At 71.8% G+C, this 26,038-nt stretch carries 31 protein-coding genes; 22 read left to right on the forward strand and 9 right to left on the reverse strand.

Annotated features, from left to right (window positions below):
• Window positions 1–8: 8 nt before the first annotated feature.
• The 6 genes from ACPPVT_RS17935 to ACPPVT_RS17960 are packed head-to-tail and all read left to right on the forward strand — an operon-like array spanning window position 9 to window position 5,747.
• On the forward strand, window positions 9–806 hold the full coding sequence (locus tag ACPPVT_RS17935; RefSeq protein WP_426562634.1) for an ABC transporter permease: 798 nt from the start codon (window positions 9–11) through the stop codon (window positions 804–806).
• Window positions 803–1,618, forward strand: a complete 816-nt coding sequence (locus tag ACPPVT_RS17940; protein WP_426562636.1) for an ABC transporter permease — start codon at window positions 803–805, stop codon at window positions 1,616–1,618. Before ACPPVT_RS17935 ends, ACPPVT_RS17940 begins: the two co-directional genes overlap by 4 nt.
• The gene (locus ACPPVT_RS17945; protein ID WP_426562638.1) at window positions 1,615–2,673 is read left to right on the forward strand and encodes an ABC transporter ATP-binding protein; all 1,059 of its coding nucleotides are present in this window, start codon (window positions 1,615–1,617) and stop codon (window positions 2,671–2,673) included. Before ACPPVT_RS17940 ends, ACPPVT_RS17945 begins: the two co-directional genes overlap by 4 nt.
• A gap of 19 nt (window positions 2,674–2,692) precedes the next feature.
• Window positions 2,693–3,526 (forward strand): purine-nucleoside phosphorylase, encoded by an 834-nt coding sequence (locus tag ACPPVT_RS17950; RefSeq protein ID WP_426562640.1) that lies wholly within the window; start codon window positions 2,693–2,695, stop codon window positions 3,524–3,526.
• Window positions 3,526–5,220, forward strand: a complete 1,695-nt coding sequence (locus tag ACPPVT_RS17955; protein WP_426562642.1) for a phospho-sugar mutase — start codon at window positions 3,526–3,528, stop codon at window positions 5,218–5,220. Before ACPPVT_RS17950 ends, ACPPVT_RS17955 begins: the two co-directional genes overlap by 1 nt.
• Window positions 5,217–5,747: a GNAT family N-acetyltransferase gene (locus ACPPVT_RS17960; RefSeq protein ID WP_426562644.1), complete on the forward strand. Its 531-nt coding sequence runs from the start codon at window positions 5,217–5,219 to the stop codon at window positions 5,745–5,747. The genes ACPPVT_RS17955 and ACPPVT_RS17960 overlap by 4 nt, the downstream gene beginning before the upstream one ends.
• A 26-nt stretch (window positions 5,748–5,773) precedes the next feature.
• On the opposite strand, the gene ACPPVT_RS17965 is transcribed toward ACPPVT_RS17960, so the two are convergent.
• Together ACPPVT_RS17965 and ACPPVT_RS17970 are read right to left on the reverse strand one after the other, a co-directional pair.
• Window positions 5,774–6,175 carry a TA system VapC family ribonuclease toxin gene (locus ACPPVT_RS17965; RefSeq protein WP_426562646.1) on the reverse strand — a complete coding sequence of 134 codons (402 nt, stop codon included), beginning with the start codon at window positions 6,173–6,175 and terminating at the stop codon, window positions 5,774–5,776.
• Complete coding sequence (locus ACPPVT_RS17970; protein ID WP_426562648.1) at window positions 6,172–6,402, reverse strand: antitoxin; 231 nt, start codon at window positions 6,400–6,402, stop codon at window positions 6,172–6,174. Before ACPPVT_RS17970 ends, ACPPVT_RS17965 begins: the two co-directional genes overlap by 4 nt.
• Before the next feature lie 112 nt (window positions 6,403–6,514).
• Between ACPPVT_RS17970 and deoC the strand changes: the two genes are divergently transcribed.
• From deoC to ACPPVT_RS18005, 7 genes are all read left to right on the forward strand, one after another.
• The gene (deoC, locus tag ACPPVT_RS17975) at window positions 6,515–7,489 is read left to right on the forward strand and encodes a deoxyribose-phosphate aldolase (RefSeq protein WP_426562650.1); all 975 of its coding nucleotides are present in this window, start codon (window positions 6,515–6,517) and stop codon (window positions 7,487–7,489) included.
• 5 nt (window positions 7,490–7,494) lie between these two features.
• Window positions 7,495–8,931 (forward strand): aldehyde dehydrogenase family protein, encoded by a 1,437-nt coding sequence (locus tag ACPPVT_RS17980; protein ID WP_426562652.1) that lies wholly within the window; start codon window positions 7,495–7,497, stop codon window positions 8,929–8,931.
• Window positions 8,921–9,820 (forward strand): aldehyde dehydrogenase family protein, encoded by a 900-nt coding sequence (locus ACPPVT_RS17985; RefSeq protein ID WP_426562654.1) that lies wholly within the window; start codon window positions 8,921–8,923, stop codon window positions 9,818–9,820. Before ACPPVT_RS17980 ends, ACPPVT_RS17985 begins: the two co-directional genes overlap by 11 nt.
• On the forward strand, window positions 9,799–10,569 hold the full coding sequence (locus ACPPVT_RS17990) for a GNAT family N-acetyltransferase (protein WP_426562656.1): 771 nt from the start codon (window positions 9,799–9,801) through the stop codon (window positions 10,567–10,569). Before ACPPVT_RS17985 ends, ACPPVT_RS17990 begins: the two co-directional genes overlap by 22 nt.
• A complete protein-coding gene (locus ACPPVT_RS17995) occupies window positions 10,566–11,357 on the forward strand; it encodes a DUF1684 domain-containing protein (RefSeq protein ID WP_426562658.1) in 792 nt (263 codons plus the stop codon). The genes ACPPVT_RS17990 and ACPPVT_RS17995 overlap by 4 nt, the downstream gene beginning before the upstream one ends.
• A gap of 85 nt (window positions 11,358–11,442) precedes the next feature.
• Window positions 11,443–12,783, forward strand: coding sequence for a DUF222 domain-containing protein (locus ACPPVT_RS18000; RefSeq protein WP_426562660.1), 1,341 nt, complete (start codon window positions 11,443–11,445; stop codon window positions 12,781–12,783).
• Between the two features lie 27 nt (window positions 12,784–12,810).
• Window positions 12,811–13,215, forward strand: a complete 405-nt coding sequence (locus ACPPVT_RS18005) for a VOC family protein (protein ID WP_426562662.1) — start codon at window positions 12,811–12,813, stop codon at window positions 13,213–13,215.
• A gap of 21 nt (window positions 13,216–13,236) precedes the next feature.
• Here the strand turns inward: ACPPVT_RS18005 and ACPPVT_RS18010 are convergent, their stop codons facing one another.
• Window positions 13,237–14,199, reverse strand: coding sequence for a PrsW family intramembrane metalloprotease (locus ACPPVT_RS18010; protein ID WP_426562664.1), 963 nt, complete (start codon window positions 14,197–14,199; stop codon window positions 13,237–13,239).
• A 238-nt stretch (window positions 14,200–14,437) separates the two neighbouring features.
• On the opposite strand from ACPPVT_RS18010, the gene ACPPVT_RS18015 reads away from it, so the two are divergent.
• The 6 genes from ACPPVT_RS18015 to ACPPVT_RS18040 all read left to right on the forward strand — a co-directional run bounded on the left by ACPPVT_RS18015 (window position 14,438) and on the right by ACPPVT_RS18040 (window position 19,410).
• A complete protein-coding gene (locus ACPPVT_RS18015; protein WP_426562666.1) occupies window positions 14,438–14,545 on the forward strand; it encodes a putative leader peptide in 108 nt (35 codons plus the stop codon).
• A gap of 121 nt (window positions 14,546–14,666) precedes the next feature.
• Window positions 14,667–15,251: an NADPH-dependent FMN reductase gene (ssuE, locus tag ACPPVT_RS18020; RefSeq protein WP_426562668.1), complete on the forward strand. Its 585-nt coding sequence runs from the start codon at window positions 14,667–14,669 to the stop codon at window positions 15,249–15,251.
• Window positions 15,251–16,318: an ABC transporter substrate-binding protein gene (locus tag ACPPVT_RS18025; protein ID WP_426562670.1), complete on the forward strand. Its 1,068-nt coding sequence runs from the start codon at window positions 15,251–15,253 to the stop codon at window positions 16,316–16,318. Before ssuE ends, ACPPVT_RS18025 begins: the two co-directional genes overlap by 1 nt.
• Window positions 16,315–17,136: an ABC transporter ATP-binding protein gene (locus ACPPVT_RS18030; protein ID WP_426562672.1), complete on the forward strand. Its 822-nt coding sequence runs from the start codon at window positions 16,315–16,317 to the stop codon at window positions 17,134–17,136. Before ACPPVT_RS18025 ends, ACPPVT_RS18030 begins: the two co-directional genes overlap by 4 nt.
• Window positions 17,136–18,017 carry an ABC transporter permease gene (locus ACPPVT_RS18035; protein ID WP_426562674.1) on the forward strand — a complete coding sequence of 294 codons (882 nt, stop codon included), beginning with the start codon at window positions 17,136–17,138 and terminating at the stop codon, window positions 18,015–18,017. Before ACPPVT_RS18030 ends, ACPPVT_RS18035 begins: the two co-directional genes overlap by 1 nt.
• A gap of 40 nt (window positions 18,018–18,057) precedes the next feature.
• Window positions 18,058–19,410: an LLM class flavin-dependent oxidoreductase gene (locus ACPPVT_RS18040; protein WP_426562675.1), complete on the forward strand. Its 1,353-nt coding sequence runs from the start codon at window positions 18,058–18,060 to the stop codon at window positions 19,408–19,410.
• Between the two features lie 10 nt (window positions 19,411–19,420).
• Here ACPPVT_RS18040 and ACPPVT_RS18045 read toward each other — a convergent pair whose 3' ends face one another.
• Complete coding sequence (locus ACPPVT_RS18045) at window positions 19,421–20,647, reverse strand: MFS transporter (RefSeq protein ID WP_426562677.1); 1,227 nt, start codon at window positions 20,645–20,647, stop codon at window positions 19,421–19,423.
• A gap of 112 nt (window positions 20,648–20,759) precedes the next feature.
• On the opposite strand from ACPPVT_RS18045, the gene ACPPVT_RS18050 reads away from it, so the two are divergent.
• Window positions 20,760–20,972 (forward strand): (2Fe-2S)-binding protein, encoded by a 213-nt coding sequence (locus ACPPVT_RS18050; RefSeq protein ID WP_426562679.1) that lies wholly within the window; start codon window positions 20,760–20,762, stop codon window positions 20,970–20,972.
• The gene (gene bfr / locus ACPPVT_RS18055) at window positions 20,959–21,447 is read left to right on the forward strand and encodes a bacterioferritin (protein WP_426562681.1); all 489 of its coding nucleotides are present in this window, start codon (window positions 20,959–20,961) and stop codon (window positions 21,445–21,447) included. The genes ACPPVT_RS18050 and bfr overlap by 14 nt, the downstream gene beginning before the upstream one ends.
• 16 nt (window positions 21,448–21,463) lie before the next feature.
• On the opposite strand, the gene ACPPVT_RS18060 is transcribed toward bfr, so the two are convergent.
• Window positions 21,464–22,363, reverse strand: a complete 900-nt coding sequence (locus ACPPVT_RS18060; protein WP_426562683.1) for an LLM class F420-dependent oxidoreductase — start codon at window positions 22,361–22,363, stop codon at window positions 21,464–21,466.
• Window positions 22,364–22,397: 34 nt separating this feature from the next.
• Window positions 22,398–22,745, reverse strand: a complete 348-nt coding sequence (locus tag ACPPVT_RS18065) for a hypothetical protein (RefSeq protein ID WP_426562685.1) — start codon at window positions 22,743–22,745, stop codon at window positions 22,398–22,400.
• 93 nt (window positions 22,746–22,838) lie between these two features.
• Between ACPPVT_RS18065 and ACPPVT_RS18070 the strand changes: the two genes are divergently transcribed.
• Window positions 22,839–23,435 (forward strand): uridine kinase family protein, encoded by a 597-nt coding sequence (locus ACPPVT_RS18070; RefSeq protein ID WP_426562687.1) that lies wholly within the window; start codon window positions 22,839–22,841, stop codon window positions 23,433–23,435.
• Here ACPPVT_RS18070 and ACPPVT_RS18075 read toward each other — a convergent pair.
• The 3 genes from ACPPVT_RS18075 to ACPPVT_RS18085 are packed head-to-tail and all read right to left on the reverse strand — an operon-like array spanning window position 23,410 to window position 26,024.
• Complete coding sequence (locus ACPPVT_RS18075) at window positions 23,410–24,567, reverse strand: NAD(P)/FAD-dependent oxidoreductase (RefSeq protein ID WP_426567200.1); 1,158 nt, start codon at window positions 24,565–24,567, stop codon at window positions 23,410–23,412. The genes ACPPVT_RS18070 and ACPPVT_RS18075 overlap by 26 nt on opposite strands.
• Window positions 24,568–24,583: 16 nt before the next feature.
• A complete protein-coding gene (locus ACPPVT_RS18080; protein WP_426562689.1) occupies window positions 24,584–25,720 on the reverse strand; it encodes an adenosine deaminase in 1,137 nt (378 codons plus the stop codon).
• Window positions 25,707–26,024 carry a DUF202 domain-containing protein gene (locus ACPPVT_RS18085; protein WP_426567201.1) on the reverse strand — a complete coding sequence of 106 codons (318 nt, stop codon included), beginning with the start codon at window positions 26,022–26,024 and terminating at the stop codon, window positions 25,707–25,709. Before ACPPVT_RS18085 ends, ACPPVT_RS18080 begins: the two co-directional genes overlap by 14 nt.
• Window positions 26,025–26,038 lie beyond the last annotated feature (14 nt).

Raw genomic sequence — 26,038 nt, forward strand, 5'->3', positions numbered from 1 at the left:
TCGCCTTCGTGGCGGTCTTCCTCGTCGTGCCGACCGTCGTCGTCGTCGTGCAGGCGTTCCGGACCGACGACGGCGCACCCACTCTGGCCAACGTCCGCGAGCTGGGCAACGCCGACATCCGGCACGCCCTGCTGAACAGCGTGCTGCTGTCCGGGGTCACCGCGCTCGTCGGCGCGGCGATCGGCGCGGTCGTCGCGTACGCGGTGGTGACCGCTGCGCCGCAAGGCATCCTGCGCCGGGTGGTGACCGCGGCGAGCGGGGTGCTCGCCCAGTTCGGCGGCGTCATGCTGGCCTTCGCCTGGATCGCCACCCTCGGGCTGTCCGGCCTGGTGCCGACCCTGCTGCGCGACCACCTGGGCACCGACGTCGACACCTCGTGGCTGTACGGCATGCGCGGCTTCATGCTGGTCTACCTGTACTTCCAGATCCCGTTGATGGTGATCGTGTTCCTGCCGTCGCTGGACGGCATCCGGCCGCAGTGGCGGGAGGCGACGGAGAGCCTGGGCGGGTCGACCTGGCAGTACTGGCGCCGGATCGCCGGGCCGCTGCTGGCCCCGGCGTTCTTCAGCTCGACGCTGCTGCTGTTCGCGAACGCCCTGTCCGCCTATGCCACGGCGGCTGCGCTGAACGCGCAGAGCACCTTCATCCTGCCGCTGCAGATCGGCAACGCGATCGGCAGCGAGGTCGTGCTGGGCCGGCAGAACGTCGCCAAGGCCCTCGCGCTGCAGATGGTGGTGATCGTCGCGATCATCATGGTCGCGTACACGTACATGCAGCGCCGGGCCGACCGGTGGCTGAGCCCGTGAGCGCCACCGGACGTCGGCGGGCGCGCTTCCATCGCCGGCTGCGCTGGCTTGTGCTGGGCCTGGCGACCGTCTTCTTCGTGACCCCGCTGTGGGCGATGGCGGTCTTCAGCACGTCGTCCCCGACCGGCGTCACGTTCGACACCTGGCGCCAGCTCCTGCACGTCGGCCAGCTGTCCCGCGACTACCCGAGCTTCGTGGACGGCGTGCGGCTGTCAGCGATCCTGGTGGTGCTCACCGTCGTGCTGATGCTGGCGCTGCTGGTGCCCACCATGACCTGGGTGCGGCTGCGACTGCCCGCGCTGCGCCGTCCGATGGAGTTCCTCTGCCTGCTGCCGCTGACCATCCCAGCGATCGTGCTGGTCGTCGGACTGTCCCCGGTGTACGCCTGGGTCACCTACTTCGTCGGCCCGTCCAGCGTCTGGCTGTGCTTCGCCTACGTCATCCTGGTGCTGCCGTACGCCTACCGCGCGATCGACGCCGGGCTGTCCGCGATCGACGTCCGGACCCTGTCCGAGGCCGCGCGCGGGCTCGGTGCGAGCTGGCCACGGGTGTTCTGGTCCATCATCACGCCGAACATCCGCACCGCGCTGGTCTCCGCGTCGTTCCTGTGCGTGGCCCTGGTGCTGGGCGAGTACACGATCGCCTCGCTGATGAGCCGCAACAACCTTCAGGTCGGCATCCTGCAGCTCAGCCAGCGCACCCCGGCCATCTCGGTCGCCGTCTCGCTGGCCGCGCTGGTGCTCTGCTTCCTGCTGCTGATCGTGCTGACCCTGGCCACCGGCCAACGACGCAAGGGAACGGAGACCGGGTGAGCGCGACCGCGACGACCCGCACCGGGGTGCCGGTGCGGCTGACCGGGCTGCACCGCAACTACGGCGCCGTGCACGCCCTGGACGGACTGGACCTCGAGCTCGCACCGGGCGAGCTGGTCGCCCTGCTCGGCCCTTCCGGCTGCGGCAAGACGACCGCGCTGCGGCTGCTGGCCGGCCTGGAGGACGCCGACGCCGGGCAGATCGTGGTGGGCGAGCAGGACGTGACCTCGCTACCCGCCAGCAAGCGCGACATGGGCATGGTCTTCCAGGCGTACAGCCTGTTCCCGCACCTGACGGCGATGGACAACGTCGCGTTCGGGCTGCAGCTGCGCGGCGCCTCGGGCAGCGAGCGCCGGGCCCGGGCCGGCGAGATGCTCGAGCTCGTCGGCCTGTCCGCCCAGGCCGGCCGCTACGCGCACCAGATGTCCGGCGGCCAGCAGCAGCGGGTGGCGCTGGCCCGGGCGCTGGCGATCCAGCCCCGGGTGCTGCTGCTCGACGAGCCGCTGTCCGCCCTGGACGCCAAGGTGCGGGTGCAGCTGCGCGACGAGATCCGGCGGATCCAGCTGGAGGTGGGGACGACCACCCTGTTCGTCACCCACGACCAGGAGGAGGCGCTGGCGGTCGCCGACCGGGTCGGCGTGATGCAGGCCGGCCGGCTGGAGCAGATCGGCCCACCCGACGAGGTCTACTCCCGGCCGACCAGCGAGTTCGTGGCCGACTTCGTGGGGCTGACCAACCGGGTGGACGGCGAGGCCGCCGGCGGCGCGGCCCAGGTGCTGGGCACCGCCGTGCCGCTGCTGCCCGGCTCCCCGACGTCCGGGCCGGTGACCGTACTGGTGCGGCCCGAGGCGCTGGCCGTCGAGGTCGTGCCGGACGGCGACGCCGAGGTCGTCGCGACGAGCTTCCTCGGCGCCCACGGCCGGGTCCAGGTCCGCACCGTGGACGGCGGGCTGGTGTTCGCCCAGGTGCCGACCAGCGACGTGGAACGGCTCGCACCGGGCACCCGGGTCTCGCTGACCGCGCGCCCGTCACCGGCGCTCGCGGTCCCCGGCTGAGCGCGTATCGTCCTGCCTCGTGACGACGCCGACACCTGACCTCGCCGACCCCACGACGGACCCCTTCGAGGTCGCGACCGCAGCCGCGGCCAGACTCGCGGAGCTGACCGGCGTCGAGCAGCACCACGTCGCCCTGGTGCTCGGGTCCGGCTGGGCGCCGGCCGGCGACCTGCTGGGCGAGACGGTGACCGAGATCGCCACCACGGACCTGCCGGGCTTCAACGCCGCCGCCGTCGCCGGGCACCAGGGCGTGATCCGGTCGGTCCGGATCGGCGACACCGACCGCCGCGCGCTGGTCTTCGGCACCCGCACCCACTACTACGAGGGCAAGGGGGTGCGCGCCGTCGTGCACGGCGTCCGGACCGCCGCCAAGGCCGGCTGCTCGACGGTGGTGCTGACCAACGGCTGCGGCGGGCTCAACCCGGCCTGGACGCCCGGCACCCCGGTGCTGATCCGGGACCACCTCAACCTGACCGCGACCTCCCCGCTCGAGGGCGCGACCTTCGTGGACCTCACCGACCTCTACAGCAGCCGGTTGCGTGCGCTCTGCCGCAAGATCGAGCCGGACCTCGACGAAGGCGTGTACGTGCAGTTCCCCGGGCCGCACTACGAGACGCCCGCCGAGGTGCAGATGGCCAAGGTGATCGGCGGGGACCTGGTCGGCATGTCCACCACGCTGGAGGCGATCGCGGCCCGGCACGCCGGCCTGGAGGTGCTGGGCATCTCGCTGGTGACGAACCTGGCGGCCGGGATCAGCGACCAGCCGCTGGACCACGCCGAGGTGCTCGAGGCCGGCCGGGCCGCTGCCGCGCGCTGCGGTCGGATGCTCGCCGACGTCGTCCGGAGGATCTGATGGACGACGCGCTGCTGGACATCGCGCGGTCCTGGCGGGACGACGACCCCGACCCGCGCACGCGGGCCGAGCTGGAGGTCGTGCTGGACGCCGCGACCAGCGGCGACGCGACCGCGCTGGCCGACCTTGCGGACCGGTTCGACGGCACCCTGGAGTTCGGCACCGCCGGCCTGCGCGGTGCGGTCGGTGCCGGCTCGAACCGGATGAACCGCTCGGTGGTGATCCGCGCGGCCGCTGGGCTGACCGCCTACCTGCAGCACGACCTGAGCGAGCCTCGGCCGGAGCCGCGGGTGGTGATCGGCTTCGACGCCCGGCACCGCAGCGACGACTTCGCCCGGGACACCGCGGCCGTGGTCACCGCGGCCGGCGGCGAGGCGTTCGTGCTGCCGCGCCCACTGCCGACCCCGGTGCTCGCCTTCGCCATCCGCTACCTCGGCGTGGACGCCGGGGTGATGGTCACGGCCAGCCACAACCCGCCGCAGGACAACGGCTACAAGGTGTACCTCGGCGACGGCAGCCAGATCGTGCCGCCGGCCGACGCGCAGATCGCCGCCCGTATCGCGGCGGTCGCTGCGGTGTCCGACGTCCCACTGGCCGACGACGGCTGGGTGGCCCTCGGCGACGACGTCCTGGACGCTTACCTCGAGGCGGCCGCGGCGGTCGTCGGGCCGCACTCCCCGCGCGACCTCAGCGTCGTGCACACCCCGCTGCACGGGGTCGGTCGCGACGTCCTGGTCGCCGCGCTGGAGCGGGCCGGCTTCCCGGCGCCGTACGTGGTCACCAGCCAGGGCGACCCCGACCCGGACTTCCCGACCGTCGCCTTCCCGAACCCCGAGGAGCCGGGCGCGATCGACGCGGCATTGGACGCCGCCCGCGAACGCGGCGCGGACATCGTGCTGGCCAACGACCCGGACGCCGACCGCTGCGCGGTGGCGGTGCCGGACCCGGCCGCTGCAGGTGGCTGGCGGATGCTCACCGGGGACGAGGTGGGCGTGCTGCTCGGGGCGTGGCTGGTGCACGGCTGGTCGAAGGGGGCCGGCATCCCGGACGACGCGGTGATGGCCTGCTCCATCGTGTCCGGCCGCCAGCTGGCCGCGGTGTGCGCGGTGCACGGGCTGCGGCACGTCGAGACGCTCACCGGCTTCAAGTGGATCAGCCGGGTGCCCGGTCTGAGCTACGGCTACGAGGAGGCGCTCGGCTACTGCGTCGACCCGCAGGCGGTGCGCGACAAGGACGGCGTGAGCGCGGCGCTGCTGATGGCCGAGCTGGCCGCCACGCTGAAGGCCCACGGCCGCACCGTGCTGGACGAGCTGGACGACATCGCCCGCGAGACCGGCGTGCACCTGACCGGGCAGCACTCAGTACGGGTGGCTGACCTGTCGCTGATCGCGGACGCGATGGCCCGGCTCCGCGCCGAGCCACTGGCCGAGCTCGCCGGGTCGGCCGTGGACCGGGTGGACGACCTGTCGGCCGGCGTCGGCGACCTGCCACCCACCGACGGCCTGCGCTACTACCTGGCCGACGGCAGTCGGGTGATCGTGCGCCCGAGCGGCACGGAGCCGAAGCTCAAGGCATACCTGGAGGTCGTCGAGCCGGTGGCCGCCGGCGACGACGCCGTGAGGGTGGCCAGATCCGTTGCCGCTGGGCGACTTTCGGCGCTGAGCAGTGCCGTCGCCGAGGTGATCGGGCTGTGACCTCGGCTGCTCGACGATTGGCCCTGCGGCCGCTCACGCCCGACGACGAGACGGTGTGCCTGGCTGCCCACGAGCAGCTGCTGGCCGACGACTTCACGTTCCTGCTCAACTGGGAGCCGGGCCTGGACTGGGCCGAGTACCTGGGCCGGCTCGAGCGGATCCGCGGCGGTGACGACCTCGGCGAGGGCATGGTGCCCGCCGACTTCCTGCTGGCCGAGGTGGACGGCGAGCTGGTCGGCCGGGTGTCGATCCGGCACCGGCTCAACGAGTTTCTCTCGGAGCACGGCGGGCACATCGGCTACGGCGTGCTGCCCGCATTCCGGCGGCGCGGCTACGCCACCGAGATCCTGCGCCAGGCGCTGGACGTCGCCCGGTTGCACGAGTTGGACCGGGTGCTCATCACGACCGACCCGGGCAACGTCGGCTCGGCGGCGGTCATCGAGCGCTGCGGCGGTGTCTTCGAGCGGATCGCTCCCGGCGACGACAAGAACACGGCGGTCAAACGCTTCTGGGTCGATCTGACCTGATCGCGCCTCGCCGCGGCCGACCAGCCTCACGTGGTCGCGATCGCCTCGGCGACGTCGGGGTGCAGGGCGGCGAGACCGGCATCTAGCGTCGCCAGTCGGGCGTCGTGCCGACGGGCGAGCTCAGCCAGATAGGCGTCGGTGACCTGCCGGTGTCCGAGCACCCCAGCAAACCTGACCTCGGAGTACGGCAGGTCGTCGCTCCAGAACTCGTGGGTCGGCTGCGCGCAGAAGCCCTTGAGGACGCGGAGCGCTTCGCTGACGTCCGGCCGCTCGCGCATCATCAGTCGGACGAGCGTGCCCTGCGTGATCGGGCAGGTGGCGAAGCGCCAGGCAGGCACACTGCGCCGCCACCTGTGTGCTGCCTCGTGATGGATGTGCCGTGGCAGAGCGAGCGCGATCAGGCCGTTGCCGTCCAGCAGGTAGGTCACTCGTCGTCGTCCAGCGCGCGCACGTCCTCGGACGTGATCACCCGGTCGGTGTGGAACAGGGGGAACCCATCGCGCTGGGCCGCCGGTGCAGCGCTCGGTTGCTGCGGAACGGCCAAGCCACGCCGCATGATCTCCGCGACGGTCCGGCTGAGCGACTGGTGCCGGTCGTGGGCGAGCGCCAAGGCCGCCCGGTGCAGGTCGTCAGGAAGGTCGATGGTTGTGCGCATCACTGCATCATAGCATCAGCGCATCAACTCGCCTCGACCTCACAGAATGCGACGACCGGCATGGGCGGATTGCGCCGCCGCCCGAGTCCACCGCCTGGACTAGCCTGTAACAGTGAGTGCACCGACCCTGTCCGGCTACGACGTCCCCGACCTCGCGAGCGTGAGCGACACGTCGCTGCGGCGCTTCCTGCACGGCCTGCCCGGCGTCGACGCCGTCGGCCTGGAGGCCCGCGCTGCCGCCCTCGGCACCCGGTCGATCAAGACGACGTCCAAGGCGTGGGCGATCGACACCGCGATCTCGATGATCGACCTGACCACGCTCGAGGGTTCGGACACCCACGGCAAGGTCCGCACGCTCTGCGCCAAGGCCGCGCACCCGGACCCGAGTGACCCGTCCTGCCCCAGGGTCGCCGCGGTCTGCGTCTACAACGACCTGGTGGATGTCGCGGTCGACGCGCTGCGCGGCACCGGCATCCACGTCGCCGCCGTCGCCACGGCCTTCCCCAGCGGCCGGGCCAGCCGCGCCGTCAAGCTCGCCGACACCCAGGACGCCGTCGAGGCCGGCGCCGACGAGGTCGACATGGTGATCGACCGCGGCGCGTTCCTGTCCGGCCGGTACCTGCAGGTCTTCGAGGAGATCGCCGCGACCAAGGCCGCGTGCCGGGCGTCCGACGGCCGCGAGGCGCATCTGAAGGTGATCCTGGAGACCGGCGAGCTGACCACCTACGACAACGTCCGGCGCGCCTCCTGGCTGGCCATGCTGGCCGGCGGGGACTTCATCAAGACCAGCACCGGCAAGATCCAGCCCGCCGCGACCCTGCCGGTCACCCTGCTGATGCTCGAGGCGGTCCGCGACTTCCAGCTCGCCGGCGGCCGCCAGGTCGGCGTGAAGCCGGCCGGCGGCATCCGCACCAGCAAGGACGCGCTGAAATATCTGGTCACCGTCAGTGAGACCGCGGGCGACGACTGGCTCGACCCGGACTGGTTCCGGTTCGGCGCCTCCACGCTGCTCAACGACCTGCTGCTGCAACGGCAGAAGCTCGCCACCGGCCGGTACAGCGGCCCCGACTACGTCACCCTGGACTGATTGACATGCCGAAGTTCGAGTACGCACCGGCACCCGAGTCGCGGTCCGTCGTCGACCTGCAGCCCTCGTACGGGCTGTTCATCGACGGCGAGTTCGCCGACCCCGCCAGCGGGCAGTCGTTCAAGACCGTCAGCCCGAGCACCGAGGAGGTGCTGGCCGAGGTCGCCGAGGGCGACGCCGCGGACGTCGACCGCGCCGTCCGCGCCGCCCGCCGGGCCTACGAGCGGGTCTGGTCCAAGATGTCCGGCGCCGAGCGCGGCAAGTACCTGTTCCGGATCGCCCGGATTCTGCAGGAACGCTCGCGCGAGCTAGCCGTCCTGGAGTCGCTGGACAACGGCAAGCCGATCAAGGAGAGCCGCGACGTCGACGTCCCCCAGGCGGCGGCCTGGTTCTTCTACTACGCGGGGTGGGCCGACAAGCTCGACCACGCAGGGCTGGGGCCGAACCCGCGGGCGCTCGGTGTCGCCGGCCAGGTCATCCCGTGGAACTTCCCGCTGCTCATGCTGGCCTGGAAGATCGCGCCCGCGCTGGCCTGCGGCAACACCGTCGTGCTCAAGCCGGCCGAGACCACGCCGCTGACCGCGTTGCTGTTCGCCGAGATCTGCCAGCAGGCCGACCTGCCGCCCGGCGTGGTCAACATCGTGACCGGTGCCGGCGCGACCGGGCAGGCCGTCGTCGAGCACCCGGACGTCGACAAGGTCGCGTTCACCGGCTCCACCGAGGTGGGCAAGCGGATAGCCCGGGCAGTGGCCGGGTCGCGCAAGAAGGTCACCCTCGAGCTGGGCGGCAAGGGCGCCAACATCGTGTACGACGACGCTCCGATCGACCAGGCCGTCGAAGGCATCGTCACCGGGATCTTCTTCAACCAGGGCCACGTCTGCTGCGCGGGCTCGCGCCTGCTGGTGCAGGAGAGCATCGCGGACGACGTGGTCGAGCGGCTCAAGCGGCGACTGGCCACCTTGCGCGTCGGCGACCCGCTGGACAAGAACACCGATGTCGGCGCGATCAACTCCGCCGAACAGCTGGCCCGGATCACCGAGCTCGCCCAGGTCGGCGAGGACGAGGGAGCCCAGCGCTGGTCCCCCGCTTGCGACCTGCCCGGCAACGGTTTCTGGTTCGCCCCAACGGTTTTCACCGGCGTCTCGAACACCCATCGGATCGCCCAGGAGGAGGTGTTCGGGCCGGTGCTGTCGGTGCTCACCTTCCGGACCCCCGACGAGGCGGTGGCCAAGGCCAACAACACCCCGTACGGGCTGTCGGCCGGCATCTGGACCGACAAGGGCTCGCGCATCCTGTGGACCGCGGACCGGCTGCGGGCCGGCGTCGTCTGGGCCAACACGTTCAACAAGTTCGACCCGAGCTCGCCGTTCGGCGGCTACAAGGAGTCCGGATACGGCCGCGAGGGCGGTCGCCACGGCCTGGAGGCCTACCTTGCCCACTGACACCTCCGCGCGCTCGTCCGACCGGATCGAGGTCCGCAAGACCTACAAGCTGTACGTCGGCGGCAAGTTCCCGCGCAGCGAGTCCGGCCGTTCGTACGAGGTCACCGACTCGCGCGGCCGGTTCCTGGCGAACGCCGCCCAGGGCTCGCGCAAGGACGCCCGGGACGCAGTCGTCGCGGCTCGGGCGGCGGTGAAGGGCTGGTCCGGCGCGACCGCCTACAACCGCGGTCAGGTGCTCTACCGGGTGGCCGAGCTGCTGGAGGGTCGGCGCGGGCAGTTCGTCGACGAGGTGTCCCAGGGCGAGGGCGTGGCGCGGCCGCGGGCCGAGAAGGCCGTGGACGCCGCGATCGACCGCTGGGTCTGGTACGCGGGCTGGTCGGACAAGATCGCCCAGGTGCTCGGTGGTCTGAACCCGGTGGCCGGCCCGTACTTCGACATCAGCGCACCGGAGCCCACCGGAGTGGTGGCGGTCCTTGCACCGCAACGGTCCTCGCTTCTCGGCCTGGTCTCGGTGCTCGCCCCGGCGATCGTCAGCGGCAACACCGTCGTCCTGCTGGCCAGCGAGCGGCGCCCGCTGCCGGCGGTGACGCTGAGCGAGGTGCTCGCGACGTCCGACGTCCCGGGTGGTGTGGTGAACGTGCTGACCGGCCGGACCGCCGAGGTCGCGCCGTGGCTGGCCTCGCACATGGACGTCAACGCGATCGACCTGGCCGGCGCGGTGGACGCCGAGAGCGTGACCTGGGCGGACCTCGAGGTCGCGGCGGCCGACAACCTCAAGCGGGTCGTCCGGCCGCCGGACAGCGAGCCGGACTGGCGGGCCGTTCCCGGACTGGACCGGATCAAGCCGTTCCTGGAGACCAAGACGGTATGGCACCCGAAGGGGACCTGAACGCTCCCGACTTCGTCGTCGAGCTCAGCCGACGCGAGTCCACCAGGACCTGGGACGTCACCGGTGGCATCGCCGTCGCCAACCCCACCTACGCGCACTCCCACGAGCAGAACCGGCTGCTGCTCACCGAGCCGACCCCGTGGACTGTGGCCGTGGCCGATGCCGAGCGGGTCCAGGCCGAGGCGGGTCTCGAGCACCGACGGATCGACTGGCTCCGTGGCGCACCGCTCGACGTTCCTGACGACCCGCCTGACGGGTGGGCGCTGTCGCACGACGTCGTGATGGAGCTGACCGGTGACCTGGTCGGCGAGCCGGGCGACGCGCAGCTGCTGACCTACGAGCAGGTGCGCTCGGCCCTGTGGACGGACTGGCGCGAGCACCTGCCGCAGGTGTCGGACGAGGTCATCGAGCACCTGGCCGGTCGGCGACGCGCGACCGAGAAGGCGTGCGACGTGACCTGGCACGCGGTGCTGCTGGACGGCGCCGTGGTCTCGTTCTGCGACCTGCGGATCATGGCGGTCAGGGGCGAGCTGCTGGCGCAGATCGAGGACGTCGTCACGCTGCAGGCGCATCGCGGCCACGGGTACGCGCGCAACATCGTGGCCCACGCGGTCCAGGCCGCCCGGGAGGCCGGTGCGGATCGGATCTGGCTCGTGGCGGACCGGGACGACTGGCCGCGGGAGCTTTACTCCCGCATGGGTTTCACCTTGACCGGCGGCGGTTCGGTCGTCGCCATGAGGCAGCTGTGACCAGCGAGGTCGACGACTGGACTGCCTGGCGCGAGGCGCGGCACCAGCGCCTACTCGGGCCGCGCAGCCCGCTCGCGCTGACCGGCACGCACTGGTTCGAGGACACTCTGCAGCTGGACGGCGTCCCCGGACAGTGGCGGGCGACCGGGGCGACCGCGGTCCTGACCGCGACCGCGGACGACGGCGTGCTGGTGGACGGTGTCCTGCTGAACGGTGCCGCCGTCGTGCGCAGCGACCTGGAGCTCGAGCCGACGCACGTGGCCGTCGGGGAGCTGCGGCTGCTCCTGATCGACCGGGACGGTGCGCTCGCCGTTCGCGTCTACGACCCGGCGGGGCCGGCCCGCAGCGGCTTCAGCGGGCTGGACCTGTTCGACTTCGATGCCAGCTGGGTGCTGCCGGCGACCTTCACGCCGTTCGACGAGACCCGCCAGGTGGTGGTGCCTAACGCGGACGGCGTGGCGCGGCCGCTGCCGCTCGGCGGAACGGTGACGTTCTCCCGCAACGATATCGACGTCGCGTTGCAGGTCGAGATGGACGAAGAGCACGGCGACCTGCAGGCGGTCTTCTCGGACGCGACCGCCCAGTCCGCCGACCCGGCGCGGCGCGCGTACCGGTTCCGGTTCGTGAACTTCCCACCGCCGGACTCGGACGGCGTGACGGTGGCGGACCTCAACCAGGCCTTCCTGCCGCCATGCGCGTTCAACGAGTTCTTCGTCTGCCCGTTCCCGCCGCCGGGCAACACGCTCGACCTCGCGATCGAGGCCGGTGAGCGCGCCGCCCGCTGGTGAGTGACCATTCGAGTCCTGAATGATTGCTCCCGCAACCCGTTGCAGGCCAAGGGTTCTGTCGGTGCCACCAACTAGCGTTCTCGGCATGACCTCAGCGACCGACGACCCGCCCGACGCGCCCACCGGCGTGTTCGCGCGCGCAGTGCGCGAGGTCGATGTCGCGGGTCGCCGTCCGGTGTGGCAGCTGTCCGACGACGCCGTGGCCGAGGCCGTGACGGAGCTCGACGGGCTGATCCGGCTGGCCCAGGCTCAGCAGCTGCGACTGGTGGCCGAGGCGAGCACCCGCGGCCTGCCCGGCCAACAGGGGCACGCGCGGCTGGAGCACTGGATCCGCGCTCAGACGCCGACGACCTCACCGCGCGTCGCGGCAGCGCAGGCTCGCCGGGCCGAACTGCTGTTCACCAGCGCCGTCGCAGCCGAGCTCGAGCCGACCCGCGAGGCGCTGCTCGCCGGCCAGGTCTGGGTCGAGCAGGCGGACGTCGTCGGGCGCACGGTGGCGGCCCTCGTGCCACCGACCGTCCCTGCTGGGGCCGTGCCCGAGCACGCCGTCGTCGAGGCCCAAGCCTTCCTGCTCGGCGAGGCCCGGGCCTTCGACGCGACCCAGCTGAGCCGCCTCGCCGACCACCTCCGGCACCGGCTCGACCCCGATGCCGACGACCGGCTGGCGGGCAGCGAGCAGGCCCAGCAGCAGGCACGCTCGCTGACCCTGGCCTCGACGGGCGGCGGCATGGTGCATGTCGAAGGGCTGCTCAGCCCTGCCTGCGGGGCCGCACTGCGCACGGCGATCGACGCCTGGTCCGCGCCGCAACCCGCATCGGATGGCACCCCCGACGCGCGGACGGCGGCCCAGCGCCGCCACGACGGGCTGCAGCGGCTGGCCGAGAAGGCCGTCGCTGCGCAGGACTTCCTGCCCTCGACCCACGGCAGTCCCTACCGCGTCGTCGTCACGGTCAGTCAGCGCGACCTGGTGGAGGGTCTGGGAGCGGCGTTGCCCGACGGCACCCGCGTCAGCTCCGCCGCAGCGGCGGCCTTGCTCTGCGAGGCCGAGATCGTGCCCGTCCTGATCGACGGCGACGCAAACCCCTTGGACGTCGGCCGCACCCAACGCGCATTCACCCCCAGGCAGCGGACCGCACTCGCAGTCCGCGACCGCCGGTGCACCTGGCCCGGCTGCGGTGCGCCGCCGGAATGGACGGACGCCCACCACCTCACACCGTGGCAGCACGGCGGCCCATCCGACCTCGACAACGCGGCGCTGCTGTGCAGCCACCATCACCATCATGTGCACCGAGCAGGGATCGGCGGGCGAGTGGCCGACGGCGAGGTCGTCTGGGACACCGTTCCGCCGGGTCGACGTCCAGTACTCACCATCACCCGCGCACTGCGGCTCCTCGACGACCTGGTGCGACGCTGGCGCCTGCCCTGAGAGTGACCATCGACGAGAGGGAGTGACATGGAGATCCAGCTGAGCATGCTCGGGGTCGTCGTGAGCGACATGGCGGCCGCACTGCGCTTCTACCGTCTGCTGGGGCTCGAGATCCCGCCTGGTGATGACGAGAAGCCCTTCGTCCTGCACCGCATGGGTAGCGGGGTGACGATCTTCTTCGACACCGTGTTCGCTGACCGGTACGACCCGGACCACGTCATGCCCGCAGGCGCCGGCTACCGGACGTTGTTCGAGTTCTACCTCGGCGAGGACGCCGCGGTCGACGCAAAGTACGCCCAGCTGACCGCGGCCGGCTACCACGGCCGGATGGCGCCCGAGCGCACGTCGGGACCCTACGCAGCGATGGTCGAGGATCCCGACGGCAACGTCGTCCTGCTCACCTCCGACGACGCGCTGGGGGCAGCCGACTGACCGGGCCACCGTCGCGGAGTGCTACCTGTGCGCACCGCCGGGGCTTGCGGCAGCCGCGGCGGCGCGCTCGGCGGCGAGGCGCTTGTAGCGGTGCCAGCGTCGCCAGACCCAGCTGGCACCAACCAGAGCGTTGATGATCAGCAAGACGCCGTAGACGATCTGGAAGACCACCAGGTCGTGGCTCGTCGGCGAGCCGATCCACGCCTCGGTGTTCGGCCACTCCAGCGTCCAGCCGTCGCCGCCCAGTCCGTAGGTGATCAGGATCGCCCAGCCGTAGGACTGGTCCCACAGGGCGTGCAGGGTGACCACACCGATCGACGTCCAGATGAGGTTGGCGTTCACCCGCAGCCGGCCGTCCGCGCGGCTGGCGGCGAACAGCGCCCCGCCGAACAGTGCCGTCCAGGTGATGTGGCCGAACGGCGCCAGCACGGCACGGTTGATCTCGGTCTGCAGGATGTTCAGCACAGGGTGGTCCTGCTGGTGCTGGATCAGGGCGCTGAGTGCGTAGCCCGCGCTCTCGAACGCCGCAAAACCAGCCCCGATCGTCGCGCCGAAGACCATGCCGTCCCGCGGACGCCGAGTGCTCACCCTGGTGGCGACGAAGATGACCAGCAGCGCCTTGGTGGCCTCCTCGATCAGCCCCACCGCGATGAAGGTGCCGGTCGCCGTCGGCAGCAGGTAGGTCTCGACGAGCGCGGCGAACACCACACCGACGGAGCCGCCGAGGATGAACGACATCATGAGCCAGTCCTCGGAGAGCTGGTCCTCACCCTCACGGGTCAGCGCGAAGACCACCATGGTCACGGGCACCAGGAAGCTGCCCATCAGGATCAGGGTGGGGACGAGGATGTCGTCGCCGGTGATCGCGGTGACTACCGCCCCGACCAACCACACGAACGAGCCCAGCACCAGCACCCAGACGAACGCGTACCGGTGCACCCGCTTCGGGGGGGTCACCAAATGTGCAGCGACGTTGTCGGTCATCACAGCGATGATGGCGGACCGCCGGGGGCTGCGCGTCACCCAAACAGGGTGATCCGGCTGGGTCTCAGATGTCGAGAATCTCCGTCACCACCTCCCGACGGACTTTGCGGTCTGGCTAGTTTCGTTGGCAGGCAACGAGTTCCGGCACCAAGGCCGGCTGCGACAGGCGCGCGGGAAGCGCGAGACACGACACGACACGACACGGCACGACACGACACGACAGGACAGGGTGGGCGACATGAGGCGTCAGGATGCCGTAGCGGCTCCGACCGCTGCCTCCTGCCGACACACCGAACGCCGCCACGTGGACCTCCTGCGAGTGTCCAGCGCGCTGTGTCGTGACTGAGCAGCACTGACCCCGCCGCCGCGCGAGCCGTCGGTCCTACGACATCTGTAGCCCTGCACCGGATCTGACTCTGTGTCCGACCCGGCGACACCTCCTGCCCGAAACGTCCGAAAGGAACCTCATGGCTGTCATCGCCACCGTCTCCAGCAGCCCCTCGTCATCGTCCAGAACCGACGCGGTACTGGCCGACGTCACCCAACGCGTCCAACGCGCCGGGCACGTCGTCGTCCCGATCGTGCTGCGCGACCTGCCGGCCCAGCCGCTGCTGCACGGTCACGCCGACGACCCGGACGTCGCGGCCGCGGTCAGCGCGCTCGACGTCGCCGACGCCGTGGTCGTGACCACCCCGGTCTACAAGGCGGCCTACAGCGGTCTGCTGAAGACGTTCCTCGACCTGCTCCCCCAGTTCGCGCTGCAGGGCAAGGTCGTGCTCCCGCTGGCCACCGGCGGTTCGCCGGCCCACGTGCTAGCGGTCGACTACGCGCTACGCCCGGTGCTCGCCAGCCTCGCCCCTAGCGCGATCACCCCCGGCTGGTTCGTGCTCGCCTCCCAGGTCAGCCTGTTCGACACCGGCGAGGCCGTGATCGACGAGCCTGCAGCCGAGGCGCTGCGCGAGGTCACCGACGTGTTCCTGGACGCGATCGCCGGCGCCTTCCTGCTCACCGCACCGGCCCGGGCCGCTGCCGGCAGCCAGGCGGTGGCGTGATGCGGCGCCCCCGGTCCACCGCGACCACCCTCGCCGCCGCGACCGTCCTCGTCACCGCGACCGCCCTCGTCACCGCGACCATCGCGGCGGTCGCCACGGTGGCCGGCTGCGCCCTGCCGACCAGTCAGGCGAGCGACAAGACCGGCCCGGTGACCATCCGGTACCAAGGCAGCGCCAACACCGTCAGCCTGCCCGAGCTCGCCCAGGACCTGGGCTACTACCCGAGCATCCGGCTCAAGTGGGTCGGGAACACCATCAGCGGCCCCCAGGACATCCAGTCCGCGGCCACCGGGCAGACCGACGTGGGCGGCGCCTTCGCCGGCGCGGTGGTCAAGCTCATCCAGGCCGGTGCCCCGGTGCAGGCGGTGGTGAACTACTACGGCGAGGATGCCAAGTCCTACATCGGGTTCTTCGTCCGCGACAGCAGCCCGATCCACTCCGCCCGTGACCTCATCGGCAAGAAGGTGGCGGTCAACGCCCTCGGCGCCCACTCCGAGGCGGTGATCGATACCTACCTGCAGAAGAACAGCCTCACCCCGGCCGAGATCCGGCAGGTGCAGCTCGTCGTCCTGCCGCCGAACGACACCGAGCAGGCACTGCGGCGCGGCCAGGTGGACGTCGCCTCGCTCGGCGGGGTGCTGCAGGACCACGCCGTCGCCGCCGGCGGGCTGCGGTCGCTGTTCAGCGACTACCAGCTGTTCGGCGCCTTCGACGGCGGGCAGTACGTGCTGCGCAAGGACTTCATCGCCGCGCACCCGGCCGCCGCCAGGAAGTTCGTGACCGGGGTCGCCAAGGCGATCGAGTGGGAGCGCAGCACCCCGCGCGAGCAGGTGATCGCCCGGTTCGCCGACATCATCACCAGGCGCGGCCGCAACGAGAGCACCGACAACCTGAAGTACTGGAAGAGCGTCGCGATCCCCTCTCACGGCGGCCAGATCACCGATGCCGACTTCACCCGGCGGCAGCCCTGGCTGGAGGCCACCGGGGTCGTCGGCAAGGGCCAGCTCAAGCCCACCACGCTGTACTCCAACGAGCTCAACGCGCTCGCCACGGGTGGTGGCTCGTGACCACGCCCAAGATCTCGGTCCGCGCCGTCACGAAGGACTTCGCGGTCCGCGCCGGCAAGGGCGGCGCGCAGGGCCCCAGCGTGCTGAGGGCGTTGCAGGACATCACCTTCGACGTCCCCGACGGTCAGTTCCTGACCCTGGTCGGCCCGAGCGGGTCCGGCAAGACGACCCTGCTGGACCTGCTCGGCGGGCTGAGCGCACCGACGTCCGGGCGGGTGCTGGTCGACGGTCACCTGGTGCAGGGCCCTGGCCTGGACCGTGGCATCGTCTTCCAGCAGTACGCGCTGTTCCCGTGGCGAACCGCCCTGGCCAACGTCGAGTTCGGCCTGGAGCAGCACCTACCGCGGCGCGAGCGCCGCGAACGGGCCCGCGAGCACCTCGACCTGGTGGGGCTCTCCGGCTTCGCGGACCGCTACCCGCACGAGCTGTCCGGCGGCATGAAGCAGCGGGTCGCGATCGCCCGCAGCCTGGCCCACCGCCCAGGCGTGCTGCTGATGGACGAGCCGTTCGCCGCCCTGGACGCGCAGACCCGCGAGCTGCTCCAGGACGAGCTGCTGCGGATCTGGCGCAGCACGGGGACGACTGTCGTCTTCATCACTCACGGCATCGAAGAGGCCGTCTACCTCGGTCAGCGGGTCGCAGTGCTCAGCTCACGACCCGGCCGGCTCAAGGCGTTCGTGGACGTCGACCTCGGCGACCGGCTCACCGACTCGGACGACGCCGCCGACCTGCGCTCGGACCCCCGGTTCGTCGAGTACCGGCACCAGGTGTGGTCGCTGCTGCGCGACGAGGTTCGGCGCACCGAGAGGGCAGCCTGATGAGCACCGTCACGCTGCCCGAGCAGGCGACGGGAACCGTTGCACCGCAGGGCGCCGCGGGCTTTGCGCCAGCCTGCGGGAGCACCCCGCCGACCTGGGTGCGGGTTGCTCGGCAGGCCCGGCGGGTCGCCTGGCGGTCGGCCGCCGTCGTGGCCTTCCTGCTGCTCTGGGAGCTCGGGCCGCGCTACCTGATGGACCCGGCCCGCCGGGTGTTCCTGCCGCCGCTGCACCAGGTGCTGCAGGCCGGCTGGGGTCTGATCGAGTCCGGCCAGCTGCAGCAGCACCTGACCGCCAGCCTGACCCGCTCGGCGCTCGGTTTCGGCACCGCGGTCGTGCTGGGCATCAGCACCGGTCTGCTGGTCGCCTGGTACGCCCCGTTGCGCGAGCTGCTCACACCGTTGCTCGAGCTGTTCCGCAACACTGCGGCGCTGGCCCTGCTCCCGGTGTTCGTCCTCCTGCTCGGGATCGGCGAGCTGAGCAAGGTGGCGATCGTCGCCTACGCCAGCTTCTTCCCGGTGCTGCTCAACACGATCGCGGGGGTCCGCACGGTTGACCCGCTGCTGCTGCGGGCGGCCCGCTCGCTCGGCCTGTCCAGCGTGCAGCTGTTCCGCAAGGTGATCCTGCCCTCCGCGGTGCCGACGATCTTCACCGGGATCCGGATGGCCGGCACCGCCTCCATCCTGGTGCTCATCGCGGCGGAGATGGTCGGGGCGAAGGCCGGCTTGGGCTACCTGATCGTCAACGCGCAGAGCAGCTTCCAGATCCCCCAGATGTACGCCGGCATCCTCACCGTCTCGGTGTTCGGGCTGCTGGTGAACGCCTTGCTCGTCCGGCTCGAGCGCCACTTCTCCCGCTGGCGCCCCGACGCCGGCGGCCGCTGACCACCACCCCGGACCACCACCCCGAAGGGACCAGAACTCCATGACCACCAACGACAGCAGCCCTCGGCAGCTGCACCTGAATGCCTTCATCATGGCCACCGGCCACCACGAGGCCGCGTGGCGCCACCCGCACGTCGACCCGCGGGCGGCACTGACCCTGCAGCACTACGTCGAGATCGCCCGGACCGCCGAGCGCGGGCGGCTGGACTCGATCTTCCTGGCCGACGGCGTCGCCCTGCACGGCAACGTGAAGCACAACACGCACAGCGCGTTCGAGCCGCTGACCCTGCTGTCCGCGCTGGCGGCGACCACCGAGCACGTCGGGCTGATCGCCACCGCCTCGACTACGTACAACCACCCCTACACGCTGGCCCGGGCCTTCGCCTCGCTGGACCATCTCAGCGGCGGCCGGGCCGGCTGGAACATCGTGACCTCAGCCGGACAGGACGAGGCCCGCAACTTCGGCCTGCCGTCGCGGCCGGACCACGACGACCGGTACGCCAGGGCGACCGAGTTCGTCCAGGTCGCGAGGGCCCTGTGGGACAGCTTCGACGACGAGGCCGTGCTGGCCGACAAGGCCAGCGGGATCTACGCCGACACCGAGCGGATCTCGGCGATCGGCCACGTGGGTGAGCACTTCTCGATCCGCGGACCACTCAACATCCGGCGGCCGGTGCAGGGGCACCCGCTGCTAGTGCAGGCTGGTTCGTCCGAGGCCGGCAGGGAGTACGCCGCGCGGTTCGCCGAGGCGGTGTTCACCGCACAGCAGACCCTGCAGGACGGCCAGGAGTTCTACGCCGACCTCAAGCGCCGGCTTGCCACCTACGGACGCCGACCCGACGAGCTGCTCGTGCTGCCCGGGATCAGCCCGGTGATCGGCCGCACCGAGAGCGAGGCCCGGGACCGGGAGGCCGAGCTCACCGCCCTGATCAGTCCGGCACACGGGCTGGCCCAGCTGTCCGCGATGCTCGACACCCGGCTGAGCGAGGCCGACCTGGACGGGCCGCTGCCGGACGTCGGCACGGCCACCGAGGGCAACCAGAGCCGGTTCACCCTGGTCACCGAGCTGGCCCGGCGTGAGTCGCTGACGGTACGTCAGCTGATCGAGCGGTTGGCCGGTGGCCGCGGGCACCGGGTGTTCGCAGGGACGCCGGCCCAGGTGGCCGACGAGATCCAGGAGTGGTTCGAGGACGGCGCCGCCGACGGCTTCAACGTGATGCCGCCGACCCTGCCGGGCGGCCTGGACGACTTCGTGGACCTCGTCGTCCCCGAGCTGCAGCGGCGCGGTTTGTTCCGCACCGAGTACGAGGGCAGCACCCTGCGCGAGAACTACGGACTGGCCCGACCGGCCAGCCGCCGAACCGCCACCTACCCGAAGGGGAACGCAGCCTGACCGCTTCTGCCTACGCTGGGCCGGCGGACCGCGCCATCCGCCGGCCCAGCGCCGGCCCCAGCGCAGCGGCCGCTGCGGCGGAGACCAATGAGACCACCAGCGCGCCGCCCCAGACCGTCCACCGCCCGGCCTGCAGTGCGTGCGCGCCCAGGATCGGCCCGATGAACGCGCTGCCGCCGTAGGCCAGCCCGATCACGCCGTTGTAGCGCCCGCGAAGCCGGTCCGGGGAGATGGCGTTGATGATCGACGGTGCGACTGCGTTGAAGCCGATCTCGCCGATGGTCCACACGCCGACGGTGAGCGCGTACGCCGCCGTGCTGTGTGCGAAGCCGGTCAGGAAGAAACCCGTGCCGAGCACAAGGATCGAACCGACGTACAGCGGCACCGGGGGCAGCAGCCGCAGCGCCGGGAAGGTCAGCGGCTGGACGGCGATGATGAGCACCGGGTTGACCGCGTAGGCCAGGCCGTACCTGGCGGGTGACAGCCCGTCCGCGCGCATCGCCAGCGGAAGCGCGACGTAGGCCTGGATGTAGACGCAGGCACCGGCGAGCGTCACGGCCGCCAGCACCAGCAGCAGCCGGTCGCGCAGCACCTCGCCGTACCCGCTGGTGTCCTGCTCACTGCGCGGGGCGCGAGACTCGGGCACCCCGCGGGCGACCAGCACAGCGAAGACCAGGCAGGTCAGGGCGTCCAGCACGAAGAGCAGCCACCACCCGCGCTCGGCCAGCAGGCCACCGAGCACGCCGCTGATCGACACCCCGATGTTGACCGCCCAGTAGATGAGGCCGAACGCCCGCGGCCGGTCGGCCGGGTCGACGATCTCGGCCACCGCTGCGCCGATCGCCGGCCGGTAGACGTCCATCGCCACGCCCAGGGCGAACGCGCAGACCGCGATCGTCCACAGCTGGTCGGCCAGCCCGAGGGCCGCCAGCCCCGCCGCGGTCGCCACCAGGCCCCAGATCAGGGTCGGACGACGTCCGAACCGGTCGGCCAGCCAGCCACCGAGCAGCGGGGACACGAACAGGCCGGCGCCGAAGCACGAGACGAGGGTGCCCGCCGTGGCCACCGACAGGTCGCGGCCGCCGACCAGGTACAGCGACAGGAACGGCTGCACGAACTGGCCGACCCGGTTGACGATGGTGCCGGCGAACAGCACCCAGAACGGGCGCGGCAGGCCGCTGAACGAGCGCCCCCACCAGCCGCGCACGCCGGCAGAAGCCACCAGGTTCTCGGACACGCGGCAACCCTAGGACGCACCTCCGACAGCGAGTTGACTTCGGACGCGGGTTAGGTCAGGCTTACCTAAGCCATCAGCAGCGCCACTGACACCGCAGGAGGGCACGACCAGCGTGATCGTCTGCCACTGCAAGGTCGTCAGCGACCGGGACGTCGCCGCGGCCATCGCGGACGGCGCGCGCACGGTGCGCCAGATCTGCGGCGCCAGCGGTGCCGGCAGGGACTGCGGCGGCTGCGTCTTCTCCCTCAAGCGGCTGCTGTGCGAGCATGGGGCGGTCCTGGGTGCCGTCTCTCCCGTGCCGGAGGCCGAAGGTGCAGCCTGTTGACCCACGCGTCGTCGATTTGCTGAACGAAGCACTCACGCTCGAGCTGACAGTCACGAACACGTACTTCCTGCATGCCCGCATGCTCGACAACTGGGGCCTGAGCCGCCTCGGCAAGGTCTTCTACGACCTGTCCATCGACGAGATGCGCGACGCGGACGACCTGATCAATCGGATCCTGATGTTCGACGGGCATCCGAACGTCCAGCGGCTGAACGCGATCACCGTCGGCGAGGACGCGGAGGAGATGCTGCGCCTGGCCCTGGACAGCGAGAAAGGCGCCGTCGCACAGTTCAACTCCGCCGCCAAGGAGTGCCACGCCCTCGGCGACCACGGCAGCGCCGCGGTCTTCGAGGAGATGGTCCGCGACGAGGAGAAGCACGCCGACTGGTTCGAGAGCCAGCTGGACGCCATCGCGCGGGTCGGCGCCGCCCAGTACCTGGCACAGCAGATCGCGGCCGGCGAAGGCCCGGGCTAGCGTCCGGCCGAGCCCGTCAGCGTCCGGCCGGCACCAGCGGCTCGACCCCGGCGACGACCTGCGCCAGCTGCTCGAACACCCCCTCCTGCGACACGTTGGGCATGTTCACGATGGCCTCGTCGATACCGAGCTCGGCGAGCCCGGCCAGCTGCTCGGTGGCCTCCTGGACGCTCTGACCGTCCGAGCCGTCCACCGACAGGTTCACGTGTCCGAGCGTCGTCCGGGTGATCTCGTCGTAGTCCCGCCCGACGTCGGCACAGTGCCCGCGCAGCACCTCGAGCTTGTGCCGGATGCTGTCCGGCCCGGCGGAGAACAGGTTGCAGGCGTCCGCGTACTGCGCGACCAGCCGCAGCGTCTTCTTCTCTCCCGACCCGCCGACCATGATCGGCGGGTGCGGCTTCGACAGCGCCTGCGGCGAGTTCAGCGGCCGCTCCAGCCGGTAGTGCCCGCCCTCGTACGCCGACTCGTCCCCGGCCCACATCTGCTTGGCGATCCGCAGCGTCTCCTCGAGCCGCTCGAAGCGTTCCGAGGTCGACGGGAACGTGACGCCCAGCCCGCGGTGCTCCTCCTCGTTCCAGGCCGCGCCGATGCCCAGCCACGCCCGGCCGCCGGACAGCACGTCCAACGTGGTCACGGTCTTCACCAGCAGGCCCGGGTGCCGGTAGGTGACCCCGGTGACCAGCGTGCCCAGCCGGACTCGTTCGGTCACTGCCGCCAGGTGCGAGAGCGTCGTGTAGCCCTCGAGCATGTCCTGCTCCGGCGGTCCCATCATCGAGATCTGGAAGAAGTGGTCCATCACGAAGATGCTGGACACTCCTGCCTGCTCGGCCTCCCGCGCGATGCGTCGCAGGGTCGGGCCGAGCGCAGCCGGGCCCTCGGGGTAGGTGAACCAGGGGATCTGCAGTCCGAGTCGCATACCCCGAGTCTGCTACCGAAACCTCAGCGGCGCGCTACCAGTCGACGCCGGCCGCGGCCAGCCCGGCCTCGACCTCGAGCCGGGCGATCGCGCTGTACGGCGCCGGGCCCGGCGGGTGGACGCCGACCGCCTGGCAGGCGTCGCAGAGCACCCAGTCGTAGGCCAGGGTCGCGGACTGCAGGCGGTAGAACAGCGCCGGAGTGCGCTTGTCGCTGACCCGCAGCCGGGCGATCTCGCTGTCCAGCCGGTGCAGCGCCGCGCACAACGACTCCAGCGGCGGACGAACCGGATCAGGAGGCGGCAGCACCCTGACCCCGGCCGCGCGCAGCGCGGCCTGGCCGATTCGTGCGAAGAGCTGCCCGGAACGGGCACCGATGCCCATGACCATCATTTTGCTCCTGCGAGGCCCCCTGGGGCCACCCTGTTCGGGTGACCCTGTGGGTTCAACGTCCACGGTCTGCCAGAATCTTCCCTCGTGCAGGCCAACCCGATCCGCCTCGTCGTGCTGGCGGGGCCCTCGGGCAGCGGCAAGTCCCACCTGGCGGCCAGGCTCGGACTGCCCGTGCTGCGGCTGGACGACTTCTACCGCGACGGCGACGACGCCGACCTGCCCCGCGCCTTCGGCATCGTGGACTGGGACGACCCGGCGTCCTGGGACTGTGACGCGGCGGTCCGCTGCGCGACGCAGCTGTGCGCGACCGGACGGGCCGACGTCCCGCGCTACGACATCCCGACCTCGCGCGTCGTCGGGCACGTGGTGCTCGACTGCGGCGGGTCCCCGCTGGTGGTCGCCGAAGGCATCTTCGCGGCCGAGGCGATCGGCCCGTTTCGGGACGCCGGGCTGCTGGCCGATGCCATCTGCCTGAGCCACCGGCCGGTCATCACGTTCGTGCGTCGGCTGGCCCGGGACCTCTCCGAGCGCCGCAAGCCACCGCTCACGCTGGTCCGGCGCGGCTGGGGACTGCTGCGGGCCGAGCCGGCGATCGTGGCCCGGCAGGTCGCACTGGGCGCCGAGCCGTGCACGCCGAAGCAGGCCGAGCAGCGGATCAGGCGGCTGCTGGCCGAGTCCTGAGCCGCCCAGCCGCTGCACCGCCGAGCCGCAGCACCGTGCGGCCGAGCACCCGGGGGGTCAGGCCGCCGTCCGCCAGCCCGAAGAGGATCAGGTCGTCGAACACCTGCCGGTCGCTCGCCGACGCCCGGACGCCCGCGTCCAGCACCGCCGGCCAGCGGTTGAGGCGTTGCAGCGCAGCGGCATCGCGCAGGTGCCGGCCGAGACGGTGGTCCAGGACCCGGCGGTAGGCGGCCCCTGGGTCGGTGGCAGCGGTGACCGCCGCCCGGCCAGCCAGCGCCCCGGAGACCACGGCCTGCATGATGCCCTCGCCGGACAGCGGGTTGACCAGGCCCAGCGCGTCCCCGACCAGCAGCACCCGCCCGTCCTGCACCGCAGCCCGACCCGGCGAGAGCGGCAGGTGCGCGGCCCGCAGCGCCTCGACCGGCCCGACGTCGGGCAGCAACCGGTGCAGCGCGGCCACCAGGTGCTCGCGGGACAACGGGCCCTGTCGCAGCAGCTGCCCGTACCCGACGTTGGCCCGGCCGTCGCCGATCGGGAAGGACCACGCGTACGCCGGCCAGGACTCCCGGGTCATCACGATGACCTGCGTCCCCGGGTGCCGCACGTCCGCCGCCGCGTACCCGCGGATCGCGATGGCCGCCTGCCCTGGTCCGGCCGGCGCGATGCCGAGCGCGCGACGCACCACCGAGCCCACCCCGTCGGCGCCGACCACCACCCGAGCCTGCAGGTCGTCGTCCAGGCTGACCTCGTCTCCGTCCACCGCGAGCGACCGCACCCGCTGCGTGCGCAGCTCGACGCCGAGCCGAACCGCCTCGGCGACCAGCCGCGCGTCGAACACCTCGCGCGGGATGACGTGCACCGGCCGACGCATCGACCCCTGGGTCAGCGACCCGCCCGGTGAGGTGAGACGGATCCGTTGCAGCACAGGGAATCCAGCCGTGACCCTGGACACGTCGACGCCGACTGCGGCCAGCTCGTCCAGCACCTCGGCGGCGATCCCGTCACCACAGGCCTTGTCCCGCGGGAACCGCGCCCGGTCCAGCAGCAGCACCGACGCGCCCGCCTGCCGCGCAGCCGCGGCAGCCGCCACCCCCGCCGGACCGGCACCGACGACGGCGACGTCCCAGACCAGACTCACCCAAGCCCGCTCATACCAGCTCGGCGTACCCCGGCTTGATCACGGCCTCGATCAGCGCCAGCCGCTGGTCGAACGGCAGGAACGCGCTCTTCATCGCGTTCACGCTGACCCAGCGCAGGTCGTCCAGCCCCCAGCCGACGTCGTTCACCAGCAGCTGCATCTCGCGGCTCATGGACGTGCCGCTCATCAGCCGGTTGTCGGTGTTCACCGTGACCCGGAAGCGCAGCCGGGCCAGCAGCCCGATCGGGTGCGCGGCGATGGACGGCGCGGCGCCGGTCTGCACGTTGGACGACGGCGCCATCTCCAGCGGGATGCGCATGTCGCGCACGTAGGCCGCGAGCAGCCCGAGGGTGACGTCCTCGACCCGCGCCACGGCGTCCGCCTCGGGGTCCGCGCCGTAGGGCCGCGAGCCGATCCGCAGATCGTCCACGATGCGCACCCCGTGGCCCAGGCGGTCGGCGCCGCACCACTGGATGGCCTCCCAGATGCTGGGCAGCCCGAAGGCCTCGCCGGCGTGGATGGTGAAGTGCGCGTTCTCTCGGCGCAGGTACTCGAACGCGTCCAGGTGCCGGGTGGGCGGGAACCCGGCCTCGGCGCCGGCGATGTCGAAGCCGCAGACCCCCAGGTCCCGGTACTGGACGGCCAGCCGGGCGATCTCGCGGCTGTTCGCGGCGTGCCGCATCGCGGTGACAAGTGTGCCGACCTTGATCCGGTGCCCGCGCGCAGCGGCCGCGTGCTCGCCCTCCCGGAAGCCCTCCAGCACGGCCTCGACGACCTCGGTCAGGCTCAGCCCGGCGACCAGGTGCTGCTCGGGCGCGAAGCGCACCTCCGCATACACCACGCCGTCCGCGGCCAGGTCCAGGGCGCACTCGCGGGCGACCCTGGTCAGCGCCGCGCGGGTCTGCATCACCCCGACCGTGTGCGCGAACGTCTCCAGGTAGCGCACCAGTGAGCCCGAGTCGGCGGCCGCACGGAACCAGGCACCCAGCTCCTCGGAATCGGTGATCGGCAGCGCGTCGTAGCCGTTCTCCGCGGCCAGCTCGACGATCGTGGCCGGCCGCAGCCCGCCGTCCAGGTGGTCGTGCAGCAGCACCTTCGGGGCGCGGGCGACGAGCTCGGATATGACGACGTGGTCAGCGGTGGGCACCCGCAGAGAGTAGCGCCGTCACGCTGCCGGCGAGCGCGAGCAGGAACGTCACCACGACCACCGCGACCAGCCGCCACCACGGCGAGGACCCGACAGCCCCCAGGTGCCGCACCGAGCTCGGGACGACGAACGCGGCCGCCCCGGCGGCGACCGCGGCGCAGCACAGCGCGATGGTGAGCACGACAGGCTGTTTCTGGTGCAGGGCCAGTGCGATCAGCCCCATCGCGAGCACCACGGCGGCCAGCGCGGTGCGTTGCCAGGCCAGGCCCGTCCGCTGGGGCTGCAGCCCGGGGTCAGCGGACATCGGCACGGCGCGCG

Source organism: Angustibacter sp. McL0619 (genome assembly GCF_049994355.1).
Taxonomy (GTDB): domain Bacteria; phylum Actinomycetota; class Actinomycetes; order Actinomycetales; family Angustibacteraceae; genus Angustibacter.